The 24,857-nt window shown below is 47.6% G+C and carries 19 protein-coding genes; 7 read left to right on the top strand and 12 right to left on the bottom strand.

What is annotated here, in order from left to right; translation table 11 throughout:
- Positions 1–25 precede the first annotated feature (25 nt).
- Complete coding sequence (locus V5J35_RS04650) at positions 26–1,255, top strand: hydantoinase/carbamoylase family amidase (protein WP_354010137.1); 1,230 nt, start codon at positions 26–28, stop codon at positions 1,253–1,255.
- 62 nt (positions 1,256–1,317) lie between these two features.
- Here V5J35_RS04650 and V5J35_RS04655 read toward each other — a convergent pair whose 3' ends face one another.
- Complete coding sequence (locus V5J35_RS04655; RefSeq protein WP_354010138.1) at positions 1,318–2,487, bottom strand: YfcC family protein; 1,170 nt, start codon at positions 2,485–2,487, stop codon at positions 1,318–1,320.
- Positions 2,478–2,714, bottom strand: coding sequence for a hypothetical protein (locus V5J35_RS04660; protein WP_354010139.1), 237 nt, complete (start codon positions 2,712–2,714; stop codon positions 2,478–2,480). The genes V5J35_RS04655 and V5J35_RS04660 overlap by 10 nt, the downstream gene beginning before the upstream one ends.
- A gap of 45 nt (positions 2,715–2,759) precedes the next feature.
- On the opposite strand from V5J35_RS04660, the gene V5J35_RS04665 reads away from it, so the two are divergent.
- On the top strand, positions 2,760–3,968 hold the full coding sequence (locus V5J35_RS04665; protein ID WP_354010011.1) for an IS256 family transposase: 1,209 nt from the start codon (positions 2,760–2,762) through the stop codon (positions 3,966–3,968).
- Between the two features lie 815 nt (positions 3,969–4,783).
- The gene (locus V5J35_RS04670; RefSeq protein WP_354010140.1) at positions 4,784–6,391 is read left to right on the top strand and encodes a hypothetical protein; all 1,608 of its coding nucleotides are present in this window, start codon (positions 4,784–4,786) and stop codon (positions 6,389–6,391) included.
- Between the two features lie 339 nt (positions 6,392–6,730).
- Here V5J35_RS04670 and V5J35_RS04675 read toward each other — a convergent pair whose 3' ends face one another.
- The 8 genes from V5J35_RS04675 to V5J35_RS04710 form a co-directional block, all read right to left on the bottom strand.
- Positions 6,731–8,197, bottom strand: a complete 1,467-nt coding sequence (locus V5J35_RS04675; protein ID WP_354010141.1) for an NCS1 family nucleobase:cation symporter-1 — start codon at positions 8,195–8,197, stop codon at positions 6,731–6,733.
- A gap of 26 nt (positions 8,198–8,223) precedes the next feature.
- Complete coding sequence (gene allB, locus V5J35_RS04680; RefSeq protein ID WP_354016276.1) at positions 8,224–9,609, bottom strand: allantoinase AllB; 1,386 nt, start codon at positions 9,607–9,609, stop codon at positions 8,224–8,226.
- A 96-nt stretch (positions 9,610–9,705) separates the two neighbouring features.
- Positions 9,706–11,070, bottom strand: a complete 1,365-nt coding sequence (locus V5J35_RS04685) for an NCS1 family transporter (RefSeq protein WP_419095787.1) — start codon at positions 11,068–11,070, stop codon at positions 9,706–9,708.
- A gap of 220 nt (positions 11,071–11,290) precedes the next feature.
- On the bottom strand, positions 11,291–11,785 hold the full coding sequence (locus V5J35_RS04690; RefSeq protein WP_354016277.1) for an ureidoglycolate lyase: 495 nt from the start codon (positions 11,783–11,785) through the stop codon (positions 11,291–11,293).
- 56 nt (positions 11,786–11,841) lie between these two features.
- On the bottom strand, positions 11,842–13,302 hold the full coding sequence (gene allB, locus V5J35_RS04695; RefSeq protein WP_354016278.1) for an allantoinase AllB: 1,461 nt from the start codon (positions 13,300–13,302) through the stop codon (positions 11,842–11,844).
- A 72-nt stretch (positions 13,303–13,374) separates the two neighbouring features.
- Positions 13,375–14,406: an aspartate/ornithine carbamoyltransferase family protein gene (locus V5J35_RS04700; RefSeq protein ID WP_354010147.1), complete on the bottom strand. Its 1,032-nt coding sequence runs from the start codon at positions 14,404–14,406 to the stop codon at positions 13,375–13,377.
- A 129-nt stretch (positions 14,407–14,535) separates the two neighbouring features.
- Entirely contained in the window at positions 14,536–15,300 is a 765-nt protein-coding gene (gene allE, locus V5J35_RS04705; protein WP_354010148.1) for a (S)-ureidoglycine aminohydrolase, read from the bottom strand.
- Positions 15,301–15,639: 339 nt separating this feature from the next.
- Positions 15,640–16,317: a GntR family transcriptional regulator gene (locus V5J35_RS04710; RefSeq protein WP_354010149.1), complete on the bottom strand. Its 678-nt coding sequence runs from the start codon at positions 16,315–16,317 to the stop codon at positions 15,640–15,642.
- A 208-nt stretch (positions 16,318–16,525) separates the two neighbouring features.
- On the opposite strand from V5J35_RS04710, the gene arcC reads away from it, so the two are divergent.
- Both arcC and icd read left to right on the top strand, forming a co-directional pair.
- Positions 16,526–17,506: a carbamate kinase gene (arcC, locus tag V5J35_RS04715; RefSeq protein ID WP_472924763.1), complete on the top strand. Its 981-nt coding sequence runs from the start codon at positions 16,526–16,528 to the stop codon at positions 17,504–17,506.
- A gap of 82 nt (positions 17,507–17,588) precedes the next feature.
- Entirely contained in the window at positions 17,589–18,866 is a 1,278-nt protein-coding gene (icd, locus tag V5J35_RS04720) for an NADP-dependent isocitrate dehydrogenase (protein ID WP_354010150.1), read from the top strand.
- Here the strand turns inward: icd and V5J35_RS04725 are convergent.
- The gene (locus V5J35_RS04725; RefSeq protein WP_354010151.1) at positions 18,841–21,090 is read right to left on the bottom strand and encodes a malate synthase G; all 2,250 of its coding nucleotides are present in this window, start codon (positions 21,088–21,090) and stop codon (positions 18,841–18,843) included. The genes icd and V5J35_RS04725 overlap by 26 nt on opposite strands.
- A 271-nt stretch (positions 21,091–21,361) precedes the next feature.
- On the opposite strand from V5J35_RS04725, the gene V5J35_RS04730 reads away from it, so the two are divergent.
- A complete protein-coding gene (locus tag V5J35_RS04730; RefSeq protein ID WP_354010152.1) occupies positions 21,362–21,988 on the top strand; it encodes a hypothetical protein in 627 nt (208 codons plus the stop codon).
- A gap of 29 nt (positions 21,989–22,017) precedes the next feature.
- Here the strand turns inward: V5J35_RS04730 and V5J35_RS04735 are convergent, their stop codons facing one another.
- Positions 22,018–22,965 carry a LysR family transcriptional regulator gene (locus tag V5J35_RS04735; protein ID WP_354010153.1) on the bottom strand — a complete coding sequence of 316 codons (948 nt, stop codon included), beginning with the start codon at positions 22,963–22,965 and terminating at the stop codon, positions 22,018–22,020.
- Positions 22,966–23,128: 163 nt separating this feature from the next.
- On the opposite strand from V5J35_RS04735, the gene V5J35_RS04740 reads away from it, so the two are divergent.
- On the top strand, positions 23,129–24,712 hold the full coding sequence (locus V5J35_RS04740) for an isocitrate lyase (RefSeq protein WP_354010154.1): 1,584 nt from the start codon (positions 23,129–23,131) through the stop codon (positions 24,710–24,712).
- Positions 24,713–24,857: the final 145 nt, after the last annotated feature.

Below are 24,857 nucleotides of genomic sequence, written 5' to 3' on the forward strand. Positions count from 1 at the left end.
AACTTATAACACTTCCGGGGGAAGTATGACCAAGCCACAGATTAAACCTGAACGCCTGTTAGCAGACCTGCAGCAATTACGACGTTTTGGTGAATATAAATCAGGTGTCGTACGACCTGCACTGTCTCCGGTGGATATGGAAGCCAGAAGATGGTTAAGAGAACGTATGCTGGCTGCCAGCCTGGACGCACATATTGACGGTGTGGGCAATGTGATTGGCTATTCCGGTAAACAAGGGCCTACCCTGCTGATGGGTTCGCACACCGATACCCAGCCTGAGGGGGGATGGCTGGACGGAGCCTACGGTGTTATCTGCGCCCTGGAAGTGTGTCGCGCTCTGCAGGAGTGTCCCGAAACCACACAGATGTCGGTAGATATTGCGTCCTGGTCTGATGAAGAACACACCTTTCATGGGTTCCTGGGCAGCAAGAGTTTTCTTGGATTGCTGGAACCGGATGTGATCAGAACCGCCACCAATGCCGATGGGCATTCTCTTGAACAGGCTCTGTTTGACGCCGGCCTTAACGGTGTACCACACCGTTACCAGCCCGACCGTTATATCGCTTATCTGGAGCCTCATATCGAGCAAGGCCCCAGACTGGAGTTAAGCAATAAACGACTGGGGATCGTTACAGGCATTGTCGGCTGCCGTGATTACGATATTACCTTTACCGGCGAAGCCAATCATGCAGGAAGCACCCCAATGGAGCTGCGTAAAGATGCAGGGATGGCCATGGTGGATTTCATCGGGCAACTCAACCGGAGGTTTCAACAGTTGGCTGGCCAGTTTACTGTATGGACGGTAGGCCGGATTGATTATTTTCCCGGTGCCGCCTGTGTGATTCCGGGGCAGGCGATCATGCGCCTTCAGTTCCGAGACACCAGCCAGGGGCAGATGAATGTGCTGGAACAGGCTCTACGACAGTTAGTCGATACATTCAGCAGTCATAGCGGATTCCCGGTCACCGTCAGTCGTGAAAGTATCACCGATGCCGTGACACTGGATAGGCAGGTTCAGTCATGTCTGCAGGAAGCCGCTGAAGAACATTACCCCGAACAGTGGCAATCCCTGCCCAGCGCCGCCATGCACGATGCCAATATGTTTGCACCGGTGATGCCAACGGGTATGCTGTTTGTTCCCAGCATTAAAGGTATCAGCCATAATCTGGCGGAAGATACCAGAGAGAGTGATTTGATTACGGGTTGCCAGCTGGCAGCTTATGCTGCAGCCAGAATTATTAATGAGGCAACATAAACGATGAGAAGGGGGAAACGGCTGTTTCCCCCTTCTCATCAGTTTGAACATTCAGTTACCGGTCAGAAAGGACCGTAATTAATCATACCTGCCAGAATAGCGCCACCGCAGGCAACAAAGATAGTGAAGATAAAGAACGGGAAGTAGAACTTCACCCACCGAATATAATCCACACGGGCAGCCACCAGCGCCGCAATGAAATACCCACTGGTTGGGAAGAAGATGTTGGAGAGTCCATCCGCAACATTGGAAGACCATACCAGCACCTGTTGATTCATACCCACCAGATCAGCAACAGGGCTCAAAATAGGCAGAGTTACCAGCATCTGGCCGGAGCCTGAAGGAACCAGGAAGTTAAAGGTCGCCTGGCTGATCACAACACCAACGGAGGTTGCCCAGCCCGGCAGCCCGCTGATAAACATTGCCAGATAATGAACCAGCGTATCCATAATATTACCGGTATCCAGCATCACGGAAACACCGCGCGCCACACCACAGATCAAAGCACCCACCAGCATGATGCGCATGGCTTCATTAAAGTTGTTGCAGATCTGGTTCAGTGAGTTACCGGCAATCAGAGAGGCAACGATTGCCATAGCCATAAACAGACCGGAAATCGCATTGAAGCCTAAACCGAATATCATGATGCTGCTTATAACAGACAAAAACATGATCAGAGTTGCCAGACCCGCCATTTTCAGCCTTGGATCGTAGTCAACAGCAATGTTCTGGTCGTCTTTACTGAGAAGCTCTTCTCTCAGCCTGAGGTCGTCTTCATACATCATGCTGGATTCTGGACTGGCTTTTACCCGGCGTGCGTGACGCAGAATATAGGCAATCACACAGGCCATGACGAAGCACCAGAAGATAATGCGATACCAGGCACCGGAGAACATGGGCAGTTCGGTAATCATGTGACCGATACCAACATTGGTCGGAGCAGTGACGCCAAAAGCGAAGCCCAGAGTAGTAGGAATAATTGCAGTGGCCGCTGCGGTCATGGAGTCATACCCCAGCCGTAGCATAAGCGGTAATATGATGGGAATGTAAGCGATTGACAGCTCCGGGGTGCCGATAAAGGCACAAATGGCGCCAAATACCAGCACCAGAATCGGAATCATAAATTCCGTTCTTCTCCCCAGCTTATCTACCAGCATGTTGATGCCCATATCAACAACGCCAATCTTCTGCAGTACAATCACTGCACCGCCCACCAGCAAGGTCAGAACCACAACCGAAGACGCCCCACCAGACCGGCAGGAATGGCTTCAATCACATCCATGAAACCAACAGGAGTTTGTTCAATTTGCTGGTAGGTGCCGGCAATTACCACCTGTCGTCCATTAGGGAGGGTGTCACGTTCAAACTGACCAGCAGGTATCACCCAGGTTAGAAGGGCAACAATGATGATAAAACTGGAAAGGATGACGTAGATGTCGGGGAAGAGACTGTAATTCAAATTGTGTAAACGCTTGTCGTTAAAACTCCAAAGAGGAGAATAACAATGAGCGTTGACATCGATCCGGAACTCGTCGAAAAACTTGCCAGTCAAATAAAGACTCAAGATGATCTTGCCGAACTCAGTCGTCAGCTGTTGAAAGTCTCTGTTGAGCGTGTCATGGCCGCTGAACTGGAAGATCATCTTGGCTATTCCAAGCATGCGCCTGAAGGTCAAAACTCCGGAAACAGTCGCAACGGTTATTCCAAAAAAACACTCAAGGGCGACTTCGGTGAAGTCGAGGTCAAAACCCCCAGAGACCGCAACGGTGAATTCTCACCACAGCTTATTGCCAAAGGTAAAACCCGAATCAACAAGCTGGATCAGCAGATTCTGGCTCTGTACTCCCGTGGAATGACCACCCGCGATATAGCCGATGCCCTGGAAGAAATGTATGGCGCAGACGTGTCACACAACCTGATATCCAAAGTGACTGAAGCTGTTCAAGAGGAAGTACAGAACTGGCAGAACCGCCCTCTGGAAAGCCTTTACCCCATTGTCTACCTTGACGGCATCGTCGTTAAAGTCCATCAGGATAAGCGGGTTGTCCGGAAAACCGTTTATGTCGCTCTTGGTGTTGATATTGAAGGCCAAAAGGAACTTCTCGGTCTCTGGATTGCCGAAACAGAGGGAGCCAAATTCTGGCTCTCGGTTTTAACAGAGCTTCAGAGCCGTGGCCTTGAAGATATCTTCATTGCCTGTGTTGATGGACTGTCAGGCTTCCCTGAAGCCATCAACACGGTTTATCCAAAAGCCCAGATTCAGTTGTGTATCGTCCATCAGGTTCGTAACTCTCTGAAGTATGTGTCCTACAAGGATCGTAAGGCCGTATCAACGGACCTGAAGAAGATCTACCAGTCAGCTACTGTGGACGAGGCTGAACGTGAACTGAGCGCTTTTGAGGCGACCTGGGATGATAAGTTTCCATCGATAGGTAAATCCTGGCGCAACAACTGGGATAACCTGATAACCCTGTTTGACTATCCTGATGATATCAGGAAAGCGATTTACACGACGAACGCTATAGAATCGCTGAACAGTGTGATCAGAAAAGCTATCAAGCAACGGAAGATCTTCCCATCAGATAACTCTGTGATGAAGGTGATTTATCTGGCGATGGAAAGAGCTTCAGCGAAATGGACGATGCCCATCAGGAATTGGGTATCAGCTCTGAACCGGTTTGCAATTATGTTTCCAGACCGGTTCAGGCAGTAAAGTTGGTTGAGCGTTTACACAGAATTAATTACAGGCTCTCGGGGAACTGGAACTTTTTCTTATCTCGTTTTTCTTCTATTTGAGCTGCTATCGCCATGACCATACCTACAATTATTTAATTTCTAGTAATATGGTTTCCATCCGTAGCGTATATTTCATACGCTGACTTCCCTGTCGGTAGCTAATGCTTGCTTAAAAACTCATTTAATATTCTTGTTTAAAATATTACTGAACTTTTTAAACCTTCATTTTCCTTACGACCTTTGCTAACAATCTTTATTAATATTACTAACATTTATTTTCAAATAATTGCCACAGATCAATTATTGCAACAATAACCAACATGCAAGTAAAATGCATGATTTTATTGTCTTTAGCAATACACCTCGACCATTGATGGAAAAAGCATCGTGATACGAACAAGGAGTCGCTCAAGACCGCTTAAGTACTCAACCTATGGAATCAATATTCCTGACTTATTGGGCAGATGCTATGCAATACCCTGAAGGGCATAAATACCCTGAAGGACATAAATACCCTGAAGGGAATAAGGCTCTTATCGGCTTCTAAACTACTGGATGTTGAAACCTGCTCATAGCCCATACAGGACTTTAGTTTCATAGATATTGGTTAGTAGTTTCGCATATGCCTTGTCTACCAAAGCATGTAACCAGTTTTTGTATAGAGCAGTCTGCAGCCGATAAGAGCCTCTGTAATTAACCTGCTCCGGAAGACGACAAGAGCCAATATTAGTAGCAATCAGAAAATAATAAGCTACTGTCTACTGTACCATTATGATTAATGAATGACGTGTCGTGAACAAAAAAATACATAAGCTAACCTTAAAAAGAATGCTTCGTCTTGTTTGTTGTTTATTTTTTGCGACAACATTCGACTCAAATGGCGACACACTGTTGATGGGGCGCTCTGTTTCTTTTCAAAATAACCCATCCACTCTTTCCTTTGGACCGAAAATACCTGAACCAATGCATCCTCCTCAAATGGCCCTTTCTGATAAAGTTCATCGCGCCCTTTTCGCGGAAACAACTTTACAGGAAATAGAGATAGCCTCAAAAATAACACGATCGTACGAAAAAGAGCTTATTACACTTTTGGAACTAGCAAAAAAGATGATTATCATCGTGATCTTTGGTAGAAAGGAGTCAATTGAAACAGGGGACCCGTTAAGTGAGTCTGTAGAAAACGAAGCTCATGCAATCCTACCAGACGATGATCCGGGATTTTTAAGTTATTCCTACTCAGGTCCTACTGATTTTATGATCGTCTCACTTCCTATAGAAGGTGGTAAAAGTCAGAATGACCCGAATGGTCCGAATGGTCCGAATGACCCGAATAGTCCGAGTGACCCGAATGGTCCGAATGGTCCGAATGGTCCGGTTGGTCCGGTTGGTCCGAATAAAAAGAAACCCAAATTGCAACTAACTATAAACCTACCCCAAAAAGAAGAAATACATCATCGCCGCCTGACCTGTCAACTTAGTCAGGATGCACAGTTTGTCCGCCTTTGGTTACGTAACGATTTGCACTTGGAAAATCACATACCTAAGAAACTTCTGCTTAGTAAGCAGTTTACATTTAATACAGTTGCTGAGAGTGGGCATCGTTTAACAGTCATTGCAGAAACACCTGATCATAGAAAATATGTTATTAAAGTGACAGACACAGGCTATAGTGATTTTCAATCATCTTATGGAAATGATCCGGCATTAATAACATTCAAACAGGCTGTATTTGATGTTTTGGCTTTTCAACAATTTCAGAATTTCTTTAATGAACACTTTCCTCAATATGAGGAGGATACTATATTTCCTACAACACACGTTGCAATAGTATCTGTAGATGATTATCTCAAAAACCTGCCTGATGAGTTAAAAACAAGTAGCAACCCTATGCTTTCTATACTTCGAGAAAGCCTCCGCGTCAATAATGACTCTGAACTTCTTATGTTTGTAGTTATACAACAATTTATTCCTTCTTTAAGGAAGCTTAATGAGGATGATTTTAAAAAGCATGAAGATTTAATTGAAGAACTAACTAAGCTGATAACAGACATCAAAGAAGAAACAGGCCAAAACTTACTCATCAACTCTAATGGCCAGATAGCTTTAATTGATGTTGAACTGGATCAGATTGACTGGCGTGCCAGGGAAAAAATGGGTGAACTAAAGCATGATAAAGACGCTATGCTAGAAGCGCTCAGAAATTTTGACGACTTAGAGTGTATAGATCTGGATGAAAAAAGCTACACAAAATTACGGAATTCGTTGGGCCAGTCTGGTTCTTCAGACAGCGGTATTTATTCATATAAAAGCTTTAGTGAATTATCTGAAGTAACCAATGAAGATCACGACATCGGTGATGAAGATTACGATTTCAGTGATGAAGATGTTTTTGAACCATAAAAGATTCGGCGGTCATGCACCATTAGCCTTTGCATGGACTTTCAAAACCATTGACTCGCCCTTTTTACCCGGCAACCGTGGCATACCTGTGTGTCATAAAGAATGACTCTATAGAGTAATGTTCCTGATTTTGCCAAACGATACCGGGTTTCAGGTTCTGCCTTTGGATAGTGTGCAGACTGATGAAAGACAGGTTCAACGTAACAGTGAATTGTACGGCTCTCTGACCTTAAACCTGATATTAGAACCAGTGGAGATGTTCGATTATTTATTTTGGAAGCTAAGAGCTATTTTATGGACAGAAACCCTTGCCTGCCAGGCAAGGGCTTTTGCTAAGACTTAAGCAATTTTTTTCTTATGCACTACAGTTTTTTGCTCGCCGGACATCAGGAAAAAATAGCTCACCCCTCCAAGCGCAGCACCAATAACCCAACCAAAACCGGCCAGTGCCGACAACGCTGGCACCCAGACCGTACCAATAGCAAAAACTGCAGCGATGGCAAAAGCCTGCAGGGCTTTTCGGTTCCAGCCATTATCGTAGTAATACGCTCCATCAGTGTCGTAAGTGAACAGATCCTGCACAACCAGTTCCTGTTTTTTCAGCAGGTAGTAATCCACCATCATAATGCCGTAAACCGGTGCCAGAATCGCACCAAGCGTATTCACAAAACCGTCAATACCGATCCGGCTGATCAGAACCACCCACAATGCTCCGATAAAGAAGGAGATAAAGGCCGTAATCAGGCCACCCACTTTAAAGTTCACCTTGCTTGGGAACAGGTTAGCCAGACCAAAGGCTGATGGGATAAAGTTAGCCACCAGGTTGATGCCCACTGTAGCGGCAAAGAAACACGTAGCAGCAACCACCGTCAGAAACAGGTTATCGACCCGCTCAATAATTTCTGCCGGATTGGTCAGCTCTTCTCCAAACACCACGACAGTGCCTGCTGTAACGAACAGGGCAATAAACGAAAACAGGGCAACGTTACCAGGCAGACCCAACCAGTTACCCAGCTTCAAAGACCTGTCGTCTTTCACGTTACGGGAGAAATCACCAAAGTTAATAACGACGGCGGCAAAGTAAGCAATCATGGTTCCCATGGCTGCAAAGAATGCCATGACCGGACCGCCCTCATAACTGCCACTCCCTTTGAAAATATTACTGACAGCAGGCAACATCTGATCGCCCGCCTGTATCCAGATCATAATCATCAGGGCAATCATAACGAAGTAGACAAAAGGCCCAGCCCAGTTCAGGAAACGGGTGATCCAGCTTATCCCGCGCATAAACATAAGCAGCTGGAAGGCCCAGACCAGTACATAGGAGAACCAGCTGATAGCGGTCATGCCGAGATAGGTTTGCGTACTCTGTACATTAAACAGACTACCCAGTAACAACGTGACTGCCGTCGCTGCAAAGTAGGTTTGTACGCCATACCAGAACATGGCTACAACACCACGGGTCAATGCCGGAAAGTTCGCACCTTTCACCCCCATGCTGACCCGTGCCAGCACAGGACTGGGAATACCGTATTTAACACTGGGCTGGCCGGCAAGGTTACACAAGTACATAATAACAATAGCGGCAAGGATAATGGCGGCCATGACAGCCCAGCCATTCAAACCGTAAGAAATAAACAGTGAAGCCGCCAGTGTATAACCAAAAAGGCTTTGTACATCGTTGGCCCAGACATTAAATATTTCGAAAGAGCCCCAGGTTCTGTTTTTGGATTCTAATGGAGCGAGATCTTCATTATAAAGACCCGGATCGACGTTCTTGAGATTTAACTGATGGTCCGAGGACATGGCATACTCCCTTTCATTGTCTGTTTTTATTTCTCAAAATCTGGCTGAATCAGTTCCCCACTGCCTGGCTCAGCAATTATCTTTCCATTGCGGAATACCGTTTGCCCGCGAACAATGGTTTCAAGCACCTGGCCCTTAATTTTTTTACCTTCCCAGGGAGTCAGGCTGCTCTTCTGTTTACCGAGTGAATACTTACCTTCATAAACCCATTGATGATCAAGGTCTGCCAGAGCAAAATCAGCATCCAGTCCCACCTGTATTGCACCTTTTCTTCTGCCCAGACCAAACCGTCTGGCTGGATTGGAACTCATCAGTTGAGCAAGGCGCTCTGGTTTCATCCCCCGCTGGTTGATTGCAGCGTCCAGCATTAACGGCAGCATCAGTTCAATGCCAGGTAAACCGGGTGGTACTGACCATATATCGCCATCATGTTTAAGACGGTCGTCGTCCGTGTAGGGGCAGTGATCTGAACCCAACATGTCGATCTCACCCTTAAGCACCATATCCCAAAGGGTGGCCTGATTCTCAAGGCTTCGAATGGGAGGGTTACACTTGCCAAAAACGCCACAGCGCTGCAGATCAGAATCATCCAGAACCAGATAACTGGGCAGGGTTTCAACCGTCATGGATACCCCACGGGAGCGAGCGTGCTGGATCACATCCCGTGCTCGTGCGCTGGACAAATGACAGATATGGATGTCACAGCCAGTTTCTTCTGCAAACAGTGCTATTCGGGAAATAGCCTCTATTTCAGCGATGTCAGGCCGAGACTGCAAATGCGCTAAACCACCATTGATTCCAGCTTTCTGCATCGCTTCAGCAGTAGAGTCGATAATGTCAGCATTCTCTGCGTGAAAACCAATAAAACGACGGTATTTATTCACCTCTTTCATTGCTTCCAGAAGCCTGTAATCGGTCAGTTTCGGCGCATCAGGATCAGTGGATAAAAAGGTCTTGAAAGCCACACAACCGCATTCAACCAGCTCTTTCACCCGTTCCAGCTCATCGGCAGGCAGTAATCCCCATAAGGCATAATCTGTGACAACCTGTGGTTTAGCGACTTCATATTTGTGAGCAAAGGCATCACGGCTCGTCACCAGCGGCTGGCTTAATGGCATTTCAACGGTAGTGGTTACACCACCGGCTGCAGCCTGTCGTGTACCACTGCCAAAATCTTCTCTGCTTTGCCCCGGTCCCGGCTCCTTGAAATGCACATGTGGGTCAACCACACCGGGAAACACCATTAAGTCATTAGCGTTGGTTTCTTCTTTTGCGGGTAATTGAACGTCCGGAGCAGTAATAGCTGCAATCTTGCCATCTTTAATGGCCAGGTTGCCTTCAATCACGCCAGATTCAAGCACCAGACGGCCACCCGTAATTACCCGATCCATAAGCTTGTCATTGTTTTTCATTTTGTTTCCCAATAACTCACAAAAGCTGGAAGTTAAGAATGAAGCATTAAAGGTCAGAAGCCGTCTGTCACATATTCAGCCGACTTATGTCTTATATCAATGACCTGCCCTGAACCTCTGGGAAGAAGGCATATTCTTCATCAGGATATAGTACGTAAGACCGGCAGGTATCAGGCTGGCATACCAGGAGACGCTGACAAACATAAAGGCAAAAACAACACCGACAAGTACAGCGATCATACCTGCCCAGTTGACGCCACGCAGCGGGCCTTTCTCATCATAGAAATCGGCAATGTGCAGGGTACTGCGGCGAATCAGGAAATAATCCACCAGCATCACGGCAAAGATTGGACCAAGAAAAGCAGAGTAAGACTGCACAAACAGTTGCAGGCCCGCTGCAGAGTCTTCTTTAACCAGTTCCCACGGGAAGGTACAGAACGACACCAGCCCCACGGCGACAGCCGCTTTTTTGAAACTGATTTTGAAAGTATCCATCAGAACATAGGCAGGAGGAACAACATTGTTCAATACGTTAGTGGTCACCTGCGCAAAGGCGATAAACAGCAAAGTGATAATCAATAGTGGGGTGTTATCTACTGCACTGGAGAAGACCTGAATCGGATCAGAAACACCGGTTGCGCCAGAAACCATCAAACCGATCAGCCCCATAAATACGGTCACCGGCAGAATAGCCGCCACATAAATGCCGGTCATTAAACCACGTCCTGCTGACTGCTGCATTTCACGGGAGTAATCGCTCACATTCAACATCATGGTGCTGTATATACCGAGGAACAGCATGGTGGCCTTCCAGAATGGCAGCCCCCAGGTTCCTTCAATATTAACGATGGTGGTCGAGATTTCAGCGCCGTATTTATCAATCGTGCTGTAAAACATGTAAGCAAGGGAGGCGAGAATAAATCCACTGCCAATATTCTCAAGCCATTTGATACCCTGAAAGCCCAGTACAGACAGGCCAATCTGCAACCCCTGGAACAAGATAAAGAACAGTACCAGATTGTCATAACCAAACAGTGTGGCTGACACCATATTTAAAGCACCTGCACCGATCCAGCTCTGAAAGCCAAACCAGACGACAGCTGGCACAGCCCGGATCAGGCCGGGAACCCGGGTACCGGCAAAACCGAAAGCGCCCCGGGCCTGAACCACAAAGGGAATACCATACTTCTGCCCGGCCATACCGTTTATGGTCAGGGCAACACCAATGATCACGCAGCCCAGAGCCATCGCCACCACGGCCTGAAAGAAGTTCAGGGTGCCGACGATACTTGACCCCATGGCAAAGGTGCCAATAGAAACACAGCCACCCATCCAGGTGAACAGATAAGACCAGTTCCCCATAATTCGATGCTTCTGGGGTTCAAGAGACTCTTCACCGGCTTTTTTGGTTTGAATCTCTTCGCCTGTAACCTCGTATCCAGATTTTGAATCAGCAGCCAGTTCACTCACAGGTATGCCCTCATTCAAACACATGCTATGAAATCATCAGTGGTTCCACTGGCATGGTTTTATTTTGGTATTAGGAATTTCCCGGTTAATAAGTTAATGTTTCCTGTGATATTTTTAATTGTTCTCAGAACTCACTGGTTAACTTATTTGTGTTTCCCTTGCTCTGCTTTTGCTTGTCCTTAATATGAAAGAAAACACGTTTTCCTGTTTATTATTTTCGAACGAAAATATTTTGTTCCGACATAAAGACTTCTTCCAGATTCTTACCAACATCAGCCGGGTCTGCCACCAGAAATTCTGATTTGTCAGACATCGCCAGCAATGGGTGATGCCAGACTCCCGGATGGTAAACAATACCCTGTCCGTGACTGGCAATAAAACAACGAAGGGTGCTTAAATCAGGTTGTGAATCACCGGACGCCACAACAATCAGGTAAGGTTCTTTATTGACAGGCATAAACATCTGACTGCCAATAGGGTGGCGTTCCAGTACCTGTAAACGGCAAGGCAATTGAATGGCTTCAGCCTGTAAAAAAAGATGAGCGTTAACAGCACTGGCACCACCAGCCTGAATAACGCCCAATGCCGGATATTTTCGACACCGTCCCTGGTTATTACCCAGACTTTCACCACGGTATTCAATGACATCACCAAAGGGTGCAAAGGGTTCTCTGGTTAACGGTTCGGTCTGGATATAAGTCATCATTGTTATTAACCCACTATTGATGATTGCCTGATTATTCTTTTCCCGTTATTTGAAACTCACGCATTTCGCCTCAGGTTTAATTGACCAAACCCGGGTTCAACAAGTATCTCCCTGTTTCGGTAAACCGTCTTACCTCTCACCAGCGTCTGCTCAACGCGCCCTTTCATTTTTCTGCCTTCAAACGGGCTGCGGGTACACTTCGCTTTGGCGTAAGACGCTTTCCAGCTATACGTCCATTCCGCTTCAGGATTCACCAGCACCAGATCGGCATCATTCCCAAGCTTGATAGAACCTTTATGAGGCAGGTCGAAACGTCGGGCCGGATTGGTCGCCAGCAGCTGTGCCAGAGTTTCCAGACTGACACCACGTTTGTGATAACCTTCATCCAGCATCAGAGGGAGCATCAGGTCCATGCCACCGATTCCGGGAGGCATTTTCCAGATATTGTCACCGTGCTGAAGACGATCATTATCGGTATAAGGCGTATGGTCTGTGCCGATCATGTCAAACTCACCAGCTTTCAGCATATCCCACAGCTGTTCTTTGTTCTCCGGACTTCTCAGCGGCGGGTTGCACTTGGCAAACCCATGGTGTTTTTCCAGATCATCAGTATCAAGCACCAGGTAGTGCGGACAGGTTTCAACGGTAACATCAACGCCGCGTTTACGCGCATCGGCAATCAGCTGGCGTGCCTTAACCGTGGACAGGTGACAGATATGCAGACGACAACCTGTGTGTTCAGCAAACAGAATAACCCGGCTGATGGCTTCGACTTCAGCAATTTCAGGGCGAGCCTGTTCATGGGCAGAGCCATTAAAGATACCCTTCTCTTCAAACTCTTTCTGACGATTGAACAGGATATCGGCGTTTTCAGCATGAACACCCACCAGACCGTTAAACCGGCTGATCTCTTCCATCGCCTTTAGCAGGGCATAGTCAGGCGAATGAGGATAATCCGGGCTGGCATAAGGTATGAAAACCTTGTAAGCGACACAGCCACAGTCATTCAGTTCTTTATAATGCCCTGTGGACTTTTCTATAAGGGCGCCCCAGAAGGCAACGTCAACCACACTTTTACTGCTGACAATTTCCTCCTTGAAACGAAACGCTGCTGCATCGGACACAGGGGGGACAGACAGCGGCATTTCGATCATGGTGGTTATACCTCCTGATGCAGCCAGTTGCGAACCACTCAGGTAGTCTTCACGCTCGGGGTAATGGGTGGGCTCCCAGATATGACTGTGGGGATCAACCAGCCCGGGCATGATCACCTGCCCTGCGGCATCAATCACTTCACTGGCAGGCGGCGCACAGTCGTTATCGGTAATGCCGACAATCTTGCCATCCCTGATGGCTATTGCTCCGGAAACCACACCATTTTCAAGTACCAGCTGTCCATTTCTGACGACTACATCTACTGTCGGATTCAGACCTGCCATTGCACTTCCCCCTAAAGACCCGATGATAAACTTATTGATTTCCCTTGCCTGCTGGCCACAACAGGCAAGGGAAATCAATAAACGAAGCCGGGAAGATAGCTACCTGAAAAGATAGCTATTTGAGAAGATCTACCCGGCTTCTGTCATTTATTAATTAACACCGACTACGGAAGACAGCAGAGCCATACGCATGGCAACGGAGAACTCAATGGCCTTGAAGTAAATTTCATGTGGAGAGTCGTCAATGGCAAAATCAAACTCACCAGGATTACGTGGCAGAGAGTGATGTACACCAACGATCTTACCAGTTGCTTCTTTAACACGCTCAAGCATTGGCAGAGACAGATAATGGTTGTCCATCTTCTTCATGAAGTCTTCACGATTAGGATCGTCTTTCTTCACGGAGCAGCCTGGCAGGTAAACCAGATCAACCGCTTTTTCAACAAACAACGCTTCGTGATCTTTCTGATCCAGATCGAAATGCTCTTCAAAGGAAGCGCCCATACCAACCAGCTTGCGACGAACTATCTCAGGTGTACGCAACTCGCTGGAGCCAGTGTAAATAATATGAGCCCCCATTGCTGCCAGAGCCAGTGCAAAGGACTGACCGGAGCGGGCGCGACTCAGATCCGGGGTAGAAATAACCACCTTCATATCATCCAGACGACCATTGAACGCTCTCCAGCACGTGTAACTGTCCAGCAGGCCCTGGGTTGGGTGAGTGACATGACCATAGCCACCGGAAATGATGGGCGCGCCACGGCCATCCAGTTTTTCAATAGCACCCAGCGCTTCTTCATCGTCAGGATGACGCATTACGATAACGTCGGCGTATTTAGACGTCACACGCAGAGAGTCATAAAGGCTTTCATTTTTTGCTGCAGCTGAGTTGTGAACAGGGTCTGCTTCCGTAATCACCTGACCACCCAGGCGGATCATCGCATTTTCATGACTGCAGCGGGTGCGGGTAGAAGGCTGGAAAAACAGGGTATATAGTGTTTTACCCTGCAGCAGGTTGGTTCCAGTGCGCATGAAGGGTTCCAGCATTTCAGATGCTTTGAACAGATGGGTAATCTGCTCTTTGCTGAAATCGTCCAGAAAAGTAATATTGCGCCCTTTCATGCCAGTGGCTTCCAGATGTGCGCGAATATCTTTTGCTTTGAAATCGGAAGTAATAGCCATTTTGTTACCCTGTTCTTTATTGCAAAGAGTAAATGAAAGTTATATACGTCTTATGTCGTATATCTGAGCACCAGGCTCCTTAAAAAAAAGAAGCCTTAACCGTAATTAACAGACAAAGTTAGAAATCAGTCAGATCTCAACATCCCTGTGGCAGTCCTTTGAATAAATGTAGGTGAAGCGGCCATTGCCAGTGCCGTAGCAGGCCTGCTGAGTGAATGGACCAAACCAGATGAAATCTTCTTTCATGGTTTGCACCCAGTCATTTCCGAGCAGATAGATCCCTTCGCCTTCCAGCAGGTAAGCCCCATGCTCCTGAACATGGGTTTCAATGAAAGGATGGCAACCGCCTGGCGCAAAGCTGAGGATATGGAAGTTCATATCAAAGTGGGTATCGACAGGCAGCAGGTCTTTCAGGAAAACCTGATCGAGTCCCATATAGTTTATTTCAGGGATATCATTAGTGTTACCGAATACCGCATAAGGTTGCTTGCCTTCAGCAGGAATATAACGCTGTTTATAGAGGATCACGCGAACATCGCCCCTACCAGTGTTTTTGAATTCCAGTGCTTTATTATCCGGTGCATAGGCAAAACCACCCTGCCCCAGAGTCACGGACTCATCGCCCACACGAACTTCCAGCTCACCTTCACCGTCCATTACCCAGATAAAGCTTTCAATGCCTTCTTCTGCAGCAAAAGGTCTGGACGTGTAACCATCACTGGTAACAGTGCCTGTATACCAGACAAAGCTGCAACCAATCTTGGGTGAACCAATAATAGAGAGCTTACAATTTTCAAGCCCGGGAATAACATTAATAACCCGGCCTTCAGGCGGAATAACAGCATATTCGCCAGGTTTTACTACTGATCGTGTTTTCAGGTCTGGAAAGCTCATTCAAATTGCCTCCATAGAGTGCGTTGATTTTTTTATTGAGGGACCCGGCTACCAGGGCAAGGACAACGGCCGGGTCTATTGTTCTAAATTTGTTGTCGTGTTTTATTTTATATTTATTTATCAATTGCTAGCAATACTACTCTTAACTGCTAATAATTTATTGACCCTTGTCAATGGTTTTCACCAATAAACAAAACAGCCCGTTTTTTTAAGAGAAACGGCCTCCCTCATTCAATAAAGAGTCACAAACAAAGAGGAAAAAAGAGAAAGTAAAGAGAATAATGTCAGGCAATTACTGCCAGCCATAAGACTCTCTGGCTGGCAGCAATTGAACAGAAATCATGCAAAAATAGATTCCAGGTTCGGAGAATCCTGCTCCTGATAGCGAAGCAGCAGTTTTTTCTCAATAGAAGACAAGTGACCGGCCATCAGTTCCGGCAGACTGTCATAGTCTTTTTTCCTGATGGCATTGAAAATGATGTCATGCTCATTAATGGTGCCAGTAAAATCATCATTCTTTTCATAAAGCCCCGCCACCAGTGAACTGCTGGCCACCAGCTCTTCAAGCATTTCATATAAACGTACATTGCCCAGAATACGAGCCAGCTCAAGATGGAACTCACCAGACTCTCTGACCAGCCCATGTCGACTTTTATCGTTCCTTGCCTGCTTTTCCCGGTCAAGTATCTCTTTAAGCCGGCGGAGGTCGTCGCTGGTACACTTTCTGGCTGCATCAGAGATCATACCGCACTCCAGAATGCGGCGAGCCATAAAAATCTCTTTACACTCTGCGGAACCCGGATTGGAGACAAACGCCCCTTTATTGGTTTCCACCGTTACCACCCTGCGCAGGCTCAACTGTTCTATCGCAGCCCGGACATGATTGCGGTTCGCAGAAAATATATCCGCAAGGCGGGTTTCCACCAGGCGGGTGCCAGCTTTCAGCCGTTGTTCAATAATAGCTTTATAGATAGCGTCGGATATTCTCTCTACCTCGAGAGCTTTGAATGTTTTCATAGTTTTGCTACAGCACTTAAGTCTAAAAAAGACAACCGCTTATAGTTTACAGCACATAAAAGCATATACGACAGAATTAAATCATAAGACATAATTTAATGATTTTTTGAATGTACGTATCAATATTTTGTACTTACAATATTAAAGTCGTTTACTTTTGCTAGCAATTCAAATTACAATCGCTAACAGGCAAGGACAATTCACTTCTATGCATCACATACCATCCATGATGGGTGGCATAACAACAGGTATTGTCATGAAGATTGTTATTGCCCTTGGCGGAAACGCCATGCTCCAGCGCGGTCAACCTCTTGAAGCTGATATCCAGAGGGAAAATATCCGCAAGGCCGCCGAAGTAATTGCCAAAGTATCCGACGATCATCAAATTATTCTGACTCATGGTAACGGGCCACAGGTGGGGCTGCTCGCTTTGCAGAACGCAGCTTATGAAGCGGTCTCTCCCTATCCGCTTGATGTGTTGGGTGCAGAAACGGCAGGTATGATCGGCTATATGATGAACATGGAGCTACGAAACCAGCGACCCAAAATGCCGATTGTCACCATGGTGACTGAAACCCTGGTGGACATTAACGATCCTGCTTTCGAAAATCCCACCAAATTCGTTGGCCCCGTCTACAGCAAGGAAGAAGCACTAAAACTGGCTGAAGAGAAGAACTGGCACGTTAAAGAAGATGGTGAATACTATCGCCGGGTGGTTCCTTCCCCAAAACCTGAAAAAATTGTTGAAGGCAACACGGTACGACAACTGACAGACGCTGGCGCACTGGTTATCTGTTCCGGAGGCGGCGGTGTTCCGGTTTGCCAGCAGCCCGATGGCACGATTGATGGCGTAGAAGCGGTTGTGGATAAAGACCTGACCGCTGCCATTATGGCAAAACAGCTGAAAGCCGATGCCTTGATTATCATGACCGATGTTGATTCCGTCAGCGTCAACTTTGGCAAACCGGACCAGAAGCAGATCAGCCTGGCCTCGCCCGATCAAATCTGTACCCTTGATCTGCCTGCTGGTTCCATGGGGCCCAAGGTGGAAGCCGCTGCTGATTTTGTTCGTGCCGGAGGCCAGTATGCCGCTATTGGCAGTCTGTACGATCTGGAAAAAATCGTCACCGGTGAAGCCGGTACTCATATTACCGAAGCCTATACCCAACCGGATATGAGCTTCTATTAATAAATTAAAGTCGTTTACCAACGAGCTAAACCCATGCACAATCAGGGCAATGATAATAACTACACTGCCCTGATTACACGACATGCATTACCAGCACATCACCACTCCGGCAAACGCTGAACGAATCACCATCAATCCTGACCAGTCCCTTTATGTTCCAGACAATCCTATTATCACTTTTATTCAGGGCGATGGCGTTGGTGCAGATATAACACCGGTCACCCTGAAAGTCGTGGATGCTGCGGTTAAATATGCCTATGGTGAAAGCCGGAAGATTGGCTGGATGGAAGTCTTCAATGGTGAAAAAGCGGCCGAACTCTACGACGGAGACTGGTTTCCCCAGGAAACCCTGCACGCTATTCGGGAACATGTCGTCGCCTTAAAAGGCCCTTTGACCACACCGCTTGGAGGTGGTTTCCGTTCCCTGAATATCGCCTTGCGTCAGGAGATGGACCTGTTTGTCAATATGCGGCCGGTGCAATGGGTACCGGGCGTACCTTCTCCCATTACTCACCCTGAAAAAACAAACATGGTCGTGTTCAGGGAAAATTCTGAAGATATTTACACCGGCATCGAGTGGAAAGCCGGTTCATTACAGTCAGAGCAGCTTATGGCGTATCTGCAACAGGAAATGGGGGTTTCCCGAATACGGTTTACCGAGCAATGTGCGCTCGGCATCAAACCCATCTCGGAACAGGGGTGTAAACGACTGATTCGCCACGCCATTCAGTATGCCCTGGATCATCAGCGCCAGTCGGTCACCCTGGTTCATAAAGGCAATATCATGAAGTTTACGGAAGGCGCTTTCAGACAGTGGGGCTTTCAACTGGCTAAAGAAGAGTTTGACGCAAAACCATATAACCATGGTCGCGAGCTGGTTATAGACAACAATGGGCATCCACTGATCATCAAAGATGCCATTGCCGACAGCATGTTGCAGTACATTCTACTGCAACCTGAACAGTTTGATGTGATTGCAACCATGAACCAGAACGGCGATTTCATTGCTGATGCCCTTTCGGCCCAGGTCGGTGGCAGTGCTATTGTGCCGGGTGCAAACCTGAACAACGAGCTGGCTATTTTCGAACCGACTCACGGTACCGCCCCAACCATTGCCGGGAAGGATAAAATGAATCCCTGCTCAATGCTGCTCAGTGCAGAGCTGATGCTGGAACATATTGGCTGGAGAGAAGCAGCAGGTTTAATCCGGAAGAGTATCGAAGAAACCATTCAGGCCAAAGTCGTGACTTACGACTTCGCCCGAATGATTGCCGGAGCAAGAGAAGTGAGTTGTTCTGAATTTGGAGAAGCCATTATTCAGAACATGAACGTCTCTAAATCTCAGCTACCGCTTCTTTAGCGTTGTTACACAGACTGGCAATGCTGCTCAGGTCACGATCGTGTTTGAGGCGATAGCGGTATTTGTGCAACAGTGGTTCCGTATAACCGGAAGGCTGAACCAGCCCTTTAAACACCAGGTTTAAAGCCGCCCTGAACGCCGTACTGTTATCAAGATCGGCACACATGGGGGTATAACCTTCGGTATCTGTATTTTGCCGGTCAACTATCGCCGCCATGCGGTTAAACACTTCCCGCACCTGATGTTCACTGCAAATACCAAAATGCAGCCAGTTAGCAATATGCTGGGCTGAAATCCGCAGAGTCGCGCGATCTTCCATCAGGTTAACGTTATTGATATCAGGCACCTTGGAACAACCAACGCCCTGGTCAATCCAGCGCACGACATACCCCAGAATCCCCTGCGCATTATTTTCCAGCTCTCTCTGGATGGTGTCAGGATGCAAGGATTCAGACGCTTCCATAACCGGCACCTGCAATAAATCACTGAACGACGTATGACGTCTTTCAAGGGATTGCTGAACGTCTGTCACCTTAACCCTGTGGTAGTGGATTGCATGAAGCGTTGCAGCCGTCGGAGAAGGCACCCAGGCACAGTTGGCACCCGCCTGTGGATGAGCCACCTTGGTTTCCAGCATATCGGCCATGGCATCAGGCATTGCCCACATGCCCTTACCAATCTGGGCATGGCCAGACAGACCACACTGCAGACCAGTATCCACATTCCAGTCTTCATAAGACCTGATCCACTGCTGGTGCTTCATTTCGGTTTTAGGCACCATGGGACCGGCTTCCATATTCACATGCATTTCACTGCCGGTACGGTCCAGAAAACCGGTATTAATGAAAATAACCCGATCTGTGGCAGCGGCAATGCAGGCTTTCAGGTTCAGTGTTGTCCGATGTTCTTCATCCATAATGCCCATTTTCAGGGTGTTTTTGGCCAGACCAGTCAATTGCTCGGTGCGGGCAAATAACTGACTGCAGAATGCGACTTCTTCCGGCCCCTGCATCTTGGGCTTAACGATATAAACACTGCCGGTGCGGCTGTTACGAATCGGGTCAGATGCTTTTTTACTCAGGTCATAACGGGCAATCACCGCAGTGACCAGCGTATCCAGAATGCCTTCCGGTATTTCACAACAGTGTTCGTCCAGAACCGCCGGGGTGGTCATCAGGTGACCAACATTACGAATCAACAGAGTGCTGCGACCGGGCAGACGAACAGGTTCACCCGACAGGGAACGATACTCACGATCCTTATCCAGGGTGCGAAGCAGGGTTTGACCACCTTTCTGAAATTCTGCCGATAAATCGCCCTTATAGAGACCCAGCATATTTCTGTAAACTTCAGCCTTGTCTTCTGCATCCACCGCTGCAACAGAGTCCTCGAAATCCTGAATAGCGGTAATGGCTGACTCCAGCACAACATCTTTTACATGGGCCTTGTCGGTACGGCCAACAGGGTGTTCCGGATCAATCTGGATCTCAATATGCAACCCGTTGTTCTTCAGCAAAATGGCTGAAGGGCTATCTGCTGCGCCCTGAAAACCCTTAAACGCATCAGGGTTTGCCAGTGTCGTCATGGCTCCAGACGAAAGCTCTATGGCAAAGCCATTGTCCATCACGCAATAACGGCTGACATCGTGATGGCTACCCTGTTGCAACGGGAACAGCTCATCCAGCAAGTTTCTGGCATAGCGAATCACCTGTTCGCCACGTTCAGCGTTATAGCCTTTACCCACTTCCCCGGAAATCACATCGGTACCATAGAGCGCGTCGTATAAGCTACCCCACCGGGCATTGGCAGCATTCAGGGCAAAGCGCGCGTTTTTAACCGGCACCACCAGCTGTGGACCTGCAATGCTCGCCAGCTCAGGATCTACCCCGGAGGTCGTCACCTTTACCTGATCCGGCGCTTCGACAATATAGCCTGTGTCACGTAAAAACTGTTCAAAAGCACCGGCATCAAAGGCAACCCCCTGATCACGCCGGTCTTTATGCCACTGGTCAATCTGGTCTTTATAGTCCAGACGCTTTTTCAGCAGCGCCCTGTTCGTTTTACCAAACTCCTGCACCAGTGCTGTAAGAGACTCGTAAAAAGTTTCAACCGACACGCCACTGCCAGGCAGCAGTTCTTTTTCAAGAAAATGAATCAGGGGCGTATCAACAAACAGTCTGCACCTGGACTTGTATCCCTGGTCTGAATGGATCTGGGGGGCCATACGATCTCCAACGGTCAACAGTTTTTCTTAATAGTTACAAACTCAGACTAAATGTACCGAAACTATAATTAAAATGATAAATTTTTATTTTAAGTATAAGTTTCGTGAATGGTCATACTTCCCTGTTAACTCTCCGCTCCAGCAAAAACGTAAAACGGTCGCCGTGCAGTATACTACTTTTGCCATTCTCTTTTTAGCGATTACGGGCAGGCACTCAAGCCTAATCAGCATGTACTGGTAAATTCTGGTGTTGAAGTAACGGAGACCAACCATGAAAACCAAAATTTTTTCAACGGTCAATGATCAGTCAGCCTGTGTTGAATGGTATAAGGTAAAAGCTGGCAACTCAGTTCGCGTAGAACCTTGCTGGTACCAGAGCGATGGAGGCCTGTGCATGAGTATGTCGTTAATCTGGATGAAAAAAAGTATTGCTACAAAGGGAGGAGGAATCGATAGCGCTGAACAGCTTGGTTCGCCACACCTGACTGCAATTGTACACGGCGCGTACAGAAAAATGATTGTTCCCCTGACAGAACTGAAGCATGAAATTGATGTCATCACCCGAATGTTCATTATTCAGAGCCTGGAGCCCGGAGAGTCCATGAGCGGGTCTGGATACTTTGATCCTGCAGGTATTGTAGACTGGGTACTAAAAGAACCCTGTCACTGCCTGTTTTCTTTTGGCGTACCCCTAGGCTCTTTTAATGGTGCTCGTCATGGAATAGGCATGCGATATGAAAATCAGCTAATGCAAATGTATGACCCCAATGAAGGTTTATTTCAATACTCTGATGCAGAAAGCTTCAAAGAACATATGGAGGAAGTATGCTACCAGAACTACGTACATTGTCTGGGAGGAGAGTGGGCGATACTCAAAGGAAAATCTGCCCTTGACTGATGCAAACCACGTTGCAGAAATAGCATGTATCACCGATCCAGAACCGTTTCCGAAAATTCCAGAAGCGACCGCCTCAACCATTGATGCGCTCTTGAGTGATGACGTAAAGGACTCCAGATCATCTTGATTTCAAAAGGTACGATCTGAAAGGGAACCCTGCATACAGCCAGCTCTTTTCGGTCCTGATAGATTCTTGCCAGTCGTCGTGGAATCGTTGCGATCAGCTGAGGTTCCTGCAGTAAGAGTTCCACCATCATATAGTGTCGTGTAAACACCCGGATAAGTCGTGTTTTATCCAGCTGCCAGAGTGCCTCATCCACCCACCCAAGACGTTGCGCCCCTGATTTATTGCTGGCAATAGATTCGGCTCCCCAACCCGTCCGGTTTACCCAGATATGCTCAGCTGCCAGATAGTTGTCAAGGTCGGGCTGGCTGACATAGGGGTGATTCCTGTGCAGCAGGCAGCAGAAATTATCCCGCCATACTGTCGCCTGATGAAACGACTTTGGCAGGGTAGTAAAACGGTTAATCGCAAGATCAACGGTGCCTTTTTCCATATCGTGCAGACTTACATCGCCCGGGGTCAGCAGATCAAAATTGATATGGGGCGCATCACCTAGTACGTGCCGGATAAACGGCGTGATCAGGGTTGCCTCCATGTAATCCGACGCCATGACCCTGAACGTTGCTTCACTATGGCTGATAGAAAAGTCCCGGTCTGGCTGGGTGATCTGCTCTGCAAGACTGAGCAGCTCAACGATATCCGGTTTCAGTTTTACCGCCTTGTCGGTTGGCGTCATACCATCGGCAGTGCGCACCAGGATCGGGTCATCAAACAGTTCCCGCAGGCGCTTCAGAGCATTGCTCATGGCTGGCTGGGTAATGGCAAGCTTGTCAGCAGCTTTGGACACACTACGCTCTTCCAGCAGCACATTAAGGTACACCAGTAAGTTCAGGTCTGTTTTTCTTATATTCACTGAATCAATACCGTAAATAAAAATTATAAATTTTTTCTATTTAATCGCCGTTGCTATTGTTTTTGCAAGTCAACCGAGAAAAATAGCCACGGGCAAAGGAATTTTTTTCATCTCTTCAGATGATGGAAAAATGTTCACCACATAAAAAGAGCAGAGGACAACCATGTCTAATTATCAGAATGCCATTACGCAACTACAGGAACGCTTAAACCAATCCCAGGCTCTGAACCCAGAACATATTGTTCGCATGCGATTACAGAATCGCTTCCAGACCGGGCTGGATATTGCCCGCCACACTGCCAGTATTATGCGCAGGGATATGGCGGCCTACGACGAAAACCCGGAACAGTACACTCAGTCACTGGGATGCTGGCACGGTTTTGTAGGGCAGCAAAAACTAATTTCTATTAAAAAACATTTCTCAACCGTTAAAGGTCGTTACCTGTATCTTTCCGGCTGGATGGTCGCAGCTCTGCGTTCTGAATTCGGGCCTTTGCCCGACCAGTCCATGCATGAAAAAACATCGGTTCCAGCCCTGATCGAAGAGCTCTACACCTTTCTGCGCCAGGCCGATGCCTGGGAACTGAACCACCTGTATCGACAACTGGATGAGGCCAGACAGGCAGGCAACAGGGAAAAGGCTGAAGAAACACTTGGACTGATCGACAATTACGAGTCACATGTCGTGCCGATTGTTGCCGATATCGACGCAGGCTTTGGTAATGAAGAAGCCACCTATCTGCTGGCTAAAAAAATGATTGAGGCCGGTGCCTGCTGTATTCAGATTGAAAACCAGGTTTCTGACGCCAAACAGTGTGGCCATCAGGATGGCAAGGTCACTGTTCCCCATGAAGACTTTCTGGCAAAAATCAATGCCGTTCGTTATGCCTTTATGGAACTGGGTGTAGAAGACGGTGTTATTGTTGCACGTACAGACTCCCTGGGTGCTGGACTGACCCAGAAGATTCCGGTTTCCCGGGAACCGGGCGACCTGGCTTCTCAATACAACCGCTTCCTTGAAACCGAATCCGTCACCCTGCAAACCGCAGATGATAATGACCTGCTGATGAAGGTCGATGGTCAACTGACTCGTCCTGTGCGCCTGCCTAACGGCCTGTTCCGTTTCAAGGCCGGAACCGGTGAAGACCGGGTGGTTCTGGATTGTATTACTTCGCTGCAACACGGAGCCGACCTGCTCTGGATTGAAACAGAGAAACCGCATATTGGCCAGATTGCCGGAATGGTTGAGCGGATTCGTTCCGTCGTCCCCGACGCCAAACTGGTTTACAACAACTCGCCTTCCTTTAACTGGACACTGAACTTCCGTCAGCAGGTATTTGACCAGTGGCAGGAAGAAGGCAAGGCTGTGGAAAACTATGACCGCAACCTGTTGATGAGTAAAGAGTACGACAGCACCGCGCTGGCACAGGAAGCCGATCTGCGTATCCGGAACTTCCAGCGTGATGCAGCCCGACAGGCTGGAATTTTCCATCATCTGATAACCCTGCCGACCTACCATACAGCAGCATTGTCAACGGATGATCTGGCGAAAAACTACTTTGGTGAAGATGGTATGCTGGCTTACGTTCGCGACGTTCAGCGCCGCGAAATTCGTGGTGGCATTGCTACCGTCAGGCATCAGGACATGGCCGGTTCCAATATTGGTGACGATCATAAAGAGTACTTTTCCGGTGAGGCTGCCCTGAAAGCCAGTGGTAAAGACAACACCATGAATCAGTTTGGTTAATACACCGCATCACTAAACCTTGATTGAGGCTGCCTTTTATAAGGCAGCTACTCCCCTTCTTTCTGTTTGCTGAATAAACTGATTTTCAGCTTCAAATTTTTATTGGTCTTGCCATACTATCAAATACTCTTATGCTGTCTTTGAT

Origin of the sequence: Endozoicomonas sp. NE40, assembly GCF_040549045.1 — a bacterium.
In the GTDB taxonomy this organism is placed as follows: Bacteria; Pseudomonadota; Gammaproteobacteria; order Pseudomonadales; family Endozoicomonadaceae; genus Endozoicomonas_A; species Endozoicomonas_A lisbonensis.

Coding starts and splice junctions, on each gene's coding strand:
- V5J35_RS04650 (WP_354010137.1), top strand. CDS start 26: ATGACCAAGCCACAGATTAAACCTGAACGCCTGTTAGCAGACCTGCAG.
- V5J35_RS04665 (WP_354010011.1), top strand. CDS start 2,760: ATGAGCGTTGACATCGATCCGGAACTCGTCGAAAAACTTGCCAGTCAA.
- V5J35_RS04675 (WP_354010141.1), bottom strand. CDS start 8,197: ATGTCCTCGGACCATCAGTTAAATCTCAAGAACGTCGATCCGGGTCTT.
- allB (WP_354016276.1), bottom strand. CDS start 9,609: ATGAAAAACAATGACAAGCTTATGGATCGGGTAATTACGGGTGGCCGT.
- V5J35_RS04690 (WP_354016277.1), bottom strand. CDS start 11,785: ATGATGACTTATATCCAGACCGAACCGTTAACCAGAGAACCCTTTGCA.
- V5J35_RS04700 (WP_354010147.1), bottom strand. CDS start 14,406: ATGGCTATTACTTCCGATTTCAAAGCAAAAGATATTCGCGCACATCTG.
- allE (WP_354010148.1), bottom strand. CDS start 15,300: ATGAGCTTTCCAGACCTGAAAACACGATCAGTAGTAAAACCTGGCGAA.
- V5J35_RS04710 (WP_354010149.1), bottom strand. CDS start 16,317: ATGAAAACATTCAAAGCTCTCGAGGTAGAGAGAATATCCGACGCTATC.
- arcC (WP_472924763.1), top strand. CDS start 16,526: ATGCATCACATACCATCCATGATGGGTGGCATAACAACAGGTATTGTC.
- icd (WP_354010150.1), top strand. CDS start 17,589: ATGCATTACCAGCACATCACCACTCCGGCAAACGCTGAACGAATCACC.
- V5J35_RS04725 (WP_354010151.1), bottom strand. CDS start 21,090: ATGGCCCCCCAGATCCATTCAGACCAGGGATACAAGTCCAGGTGCAGA.
- V5J35_RS04730 (WP_354010152.1), top strand. CDS start 21,362: ATGAAAACCAAAATTTTTTCAACGGTCAATGATCAGTCAGCCTGTGTT.
- V5J35_RS04740 (WP_354010154.1), top strand. CDS start 23,129: ATGTCTAATTATCAGAATGCCATTACGCAACTACAGGAACGCTTAAAC.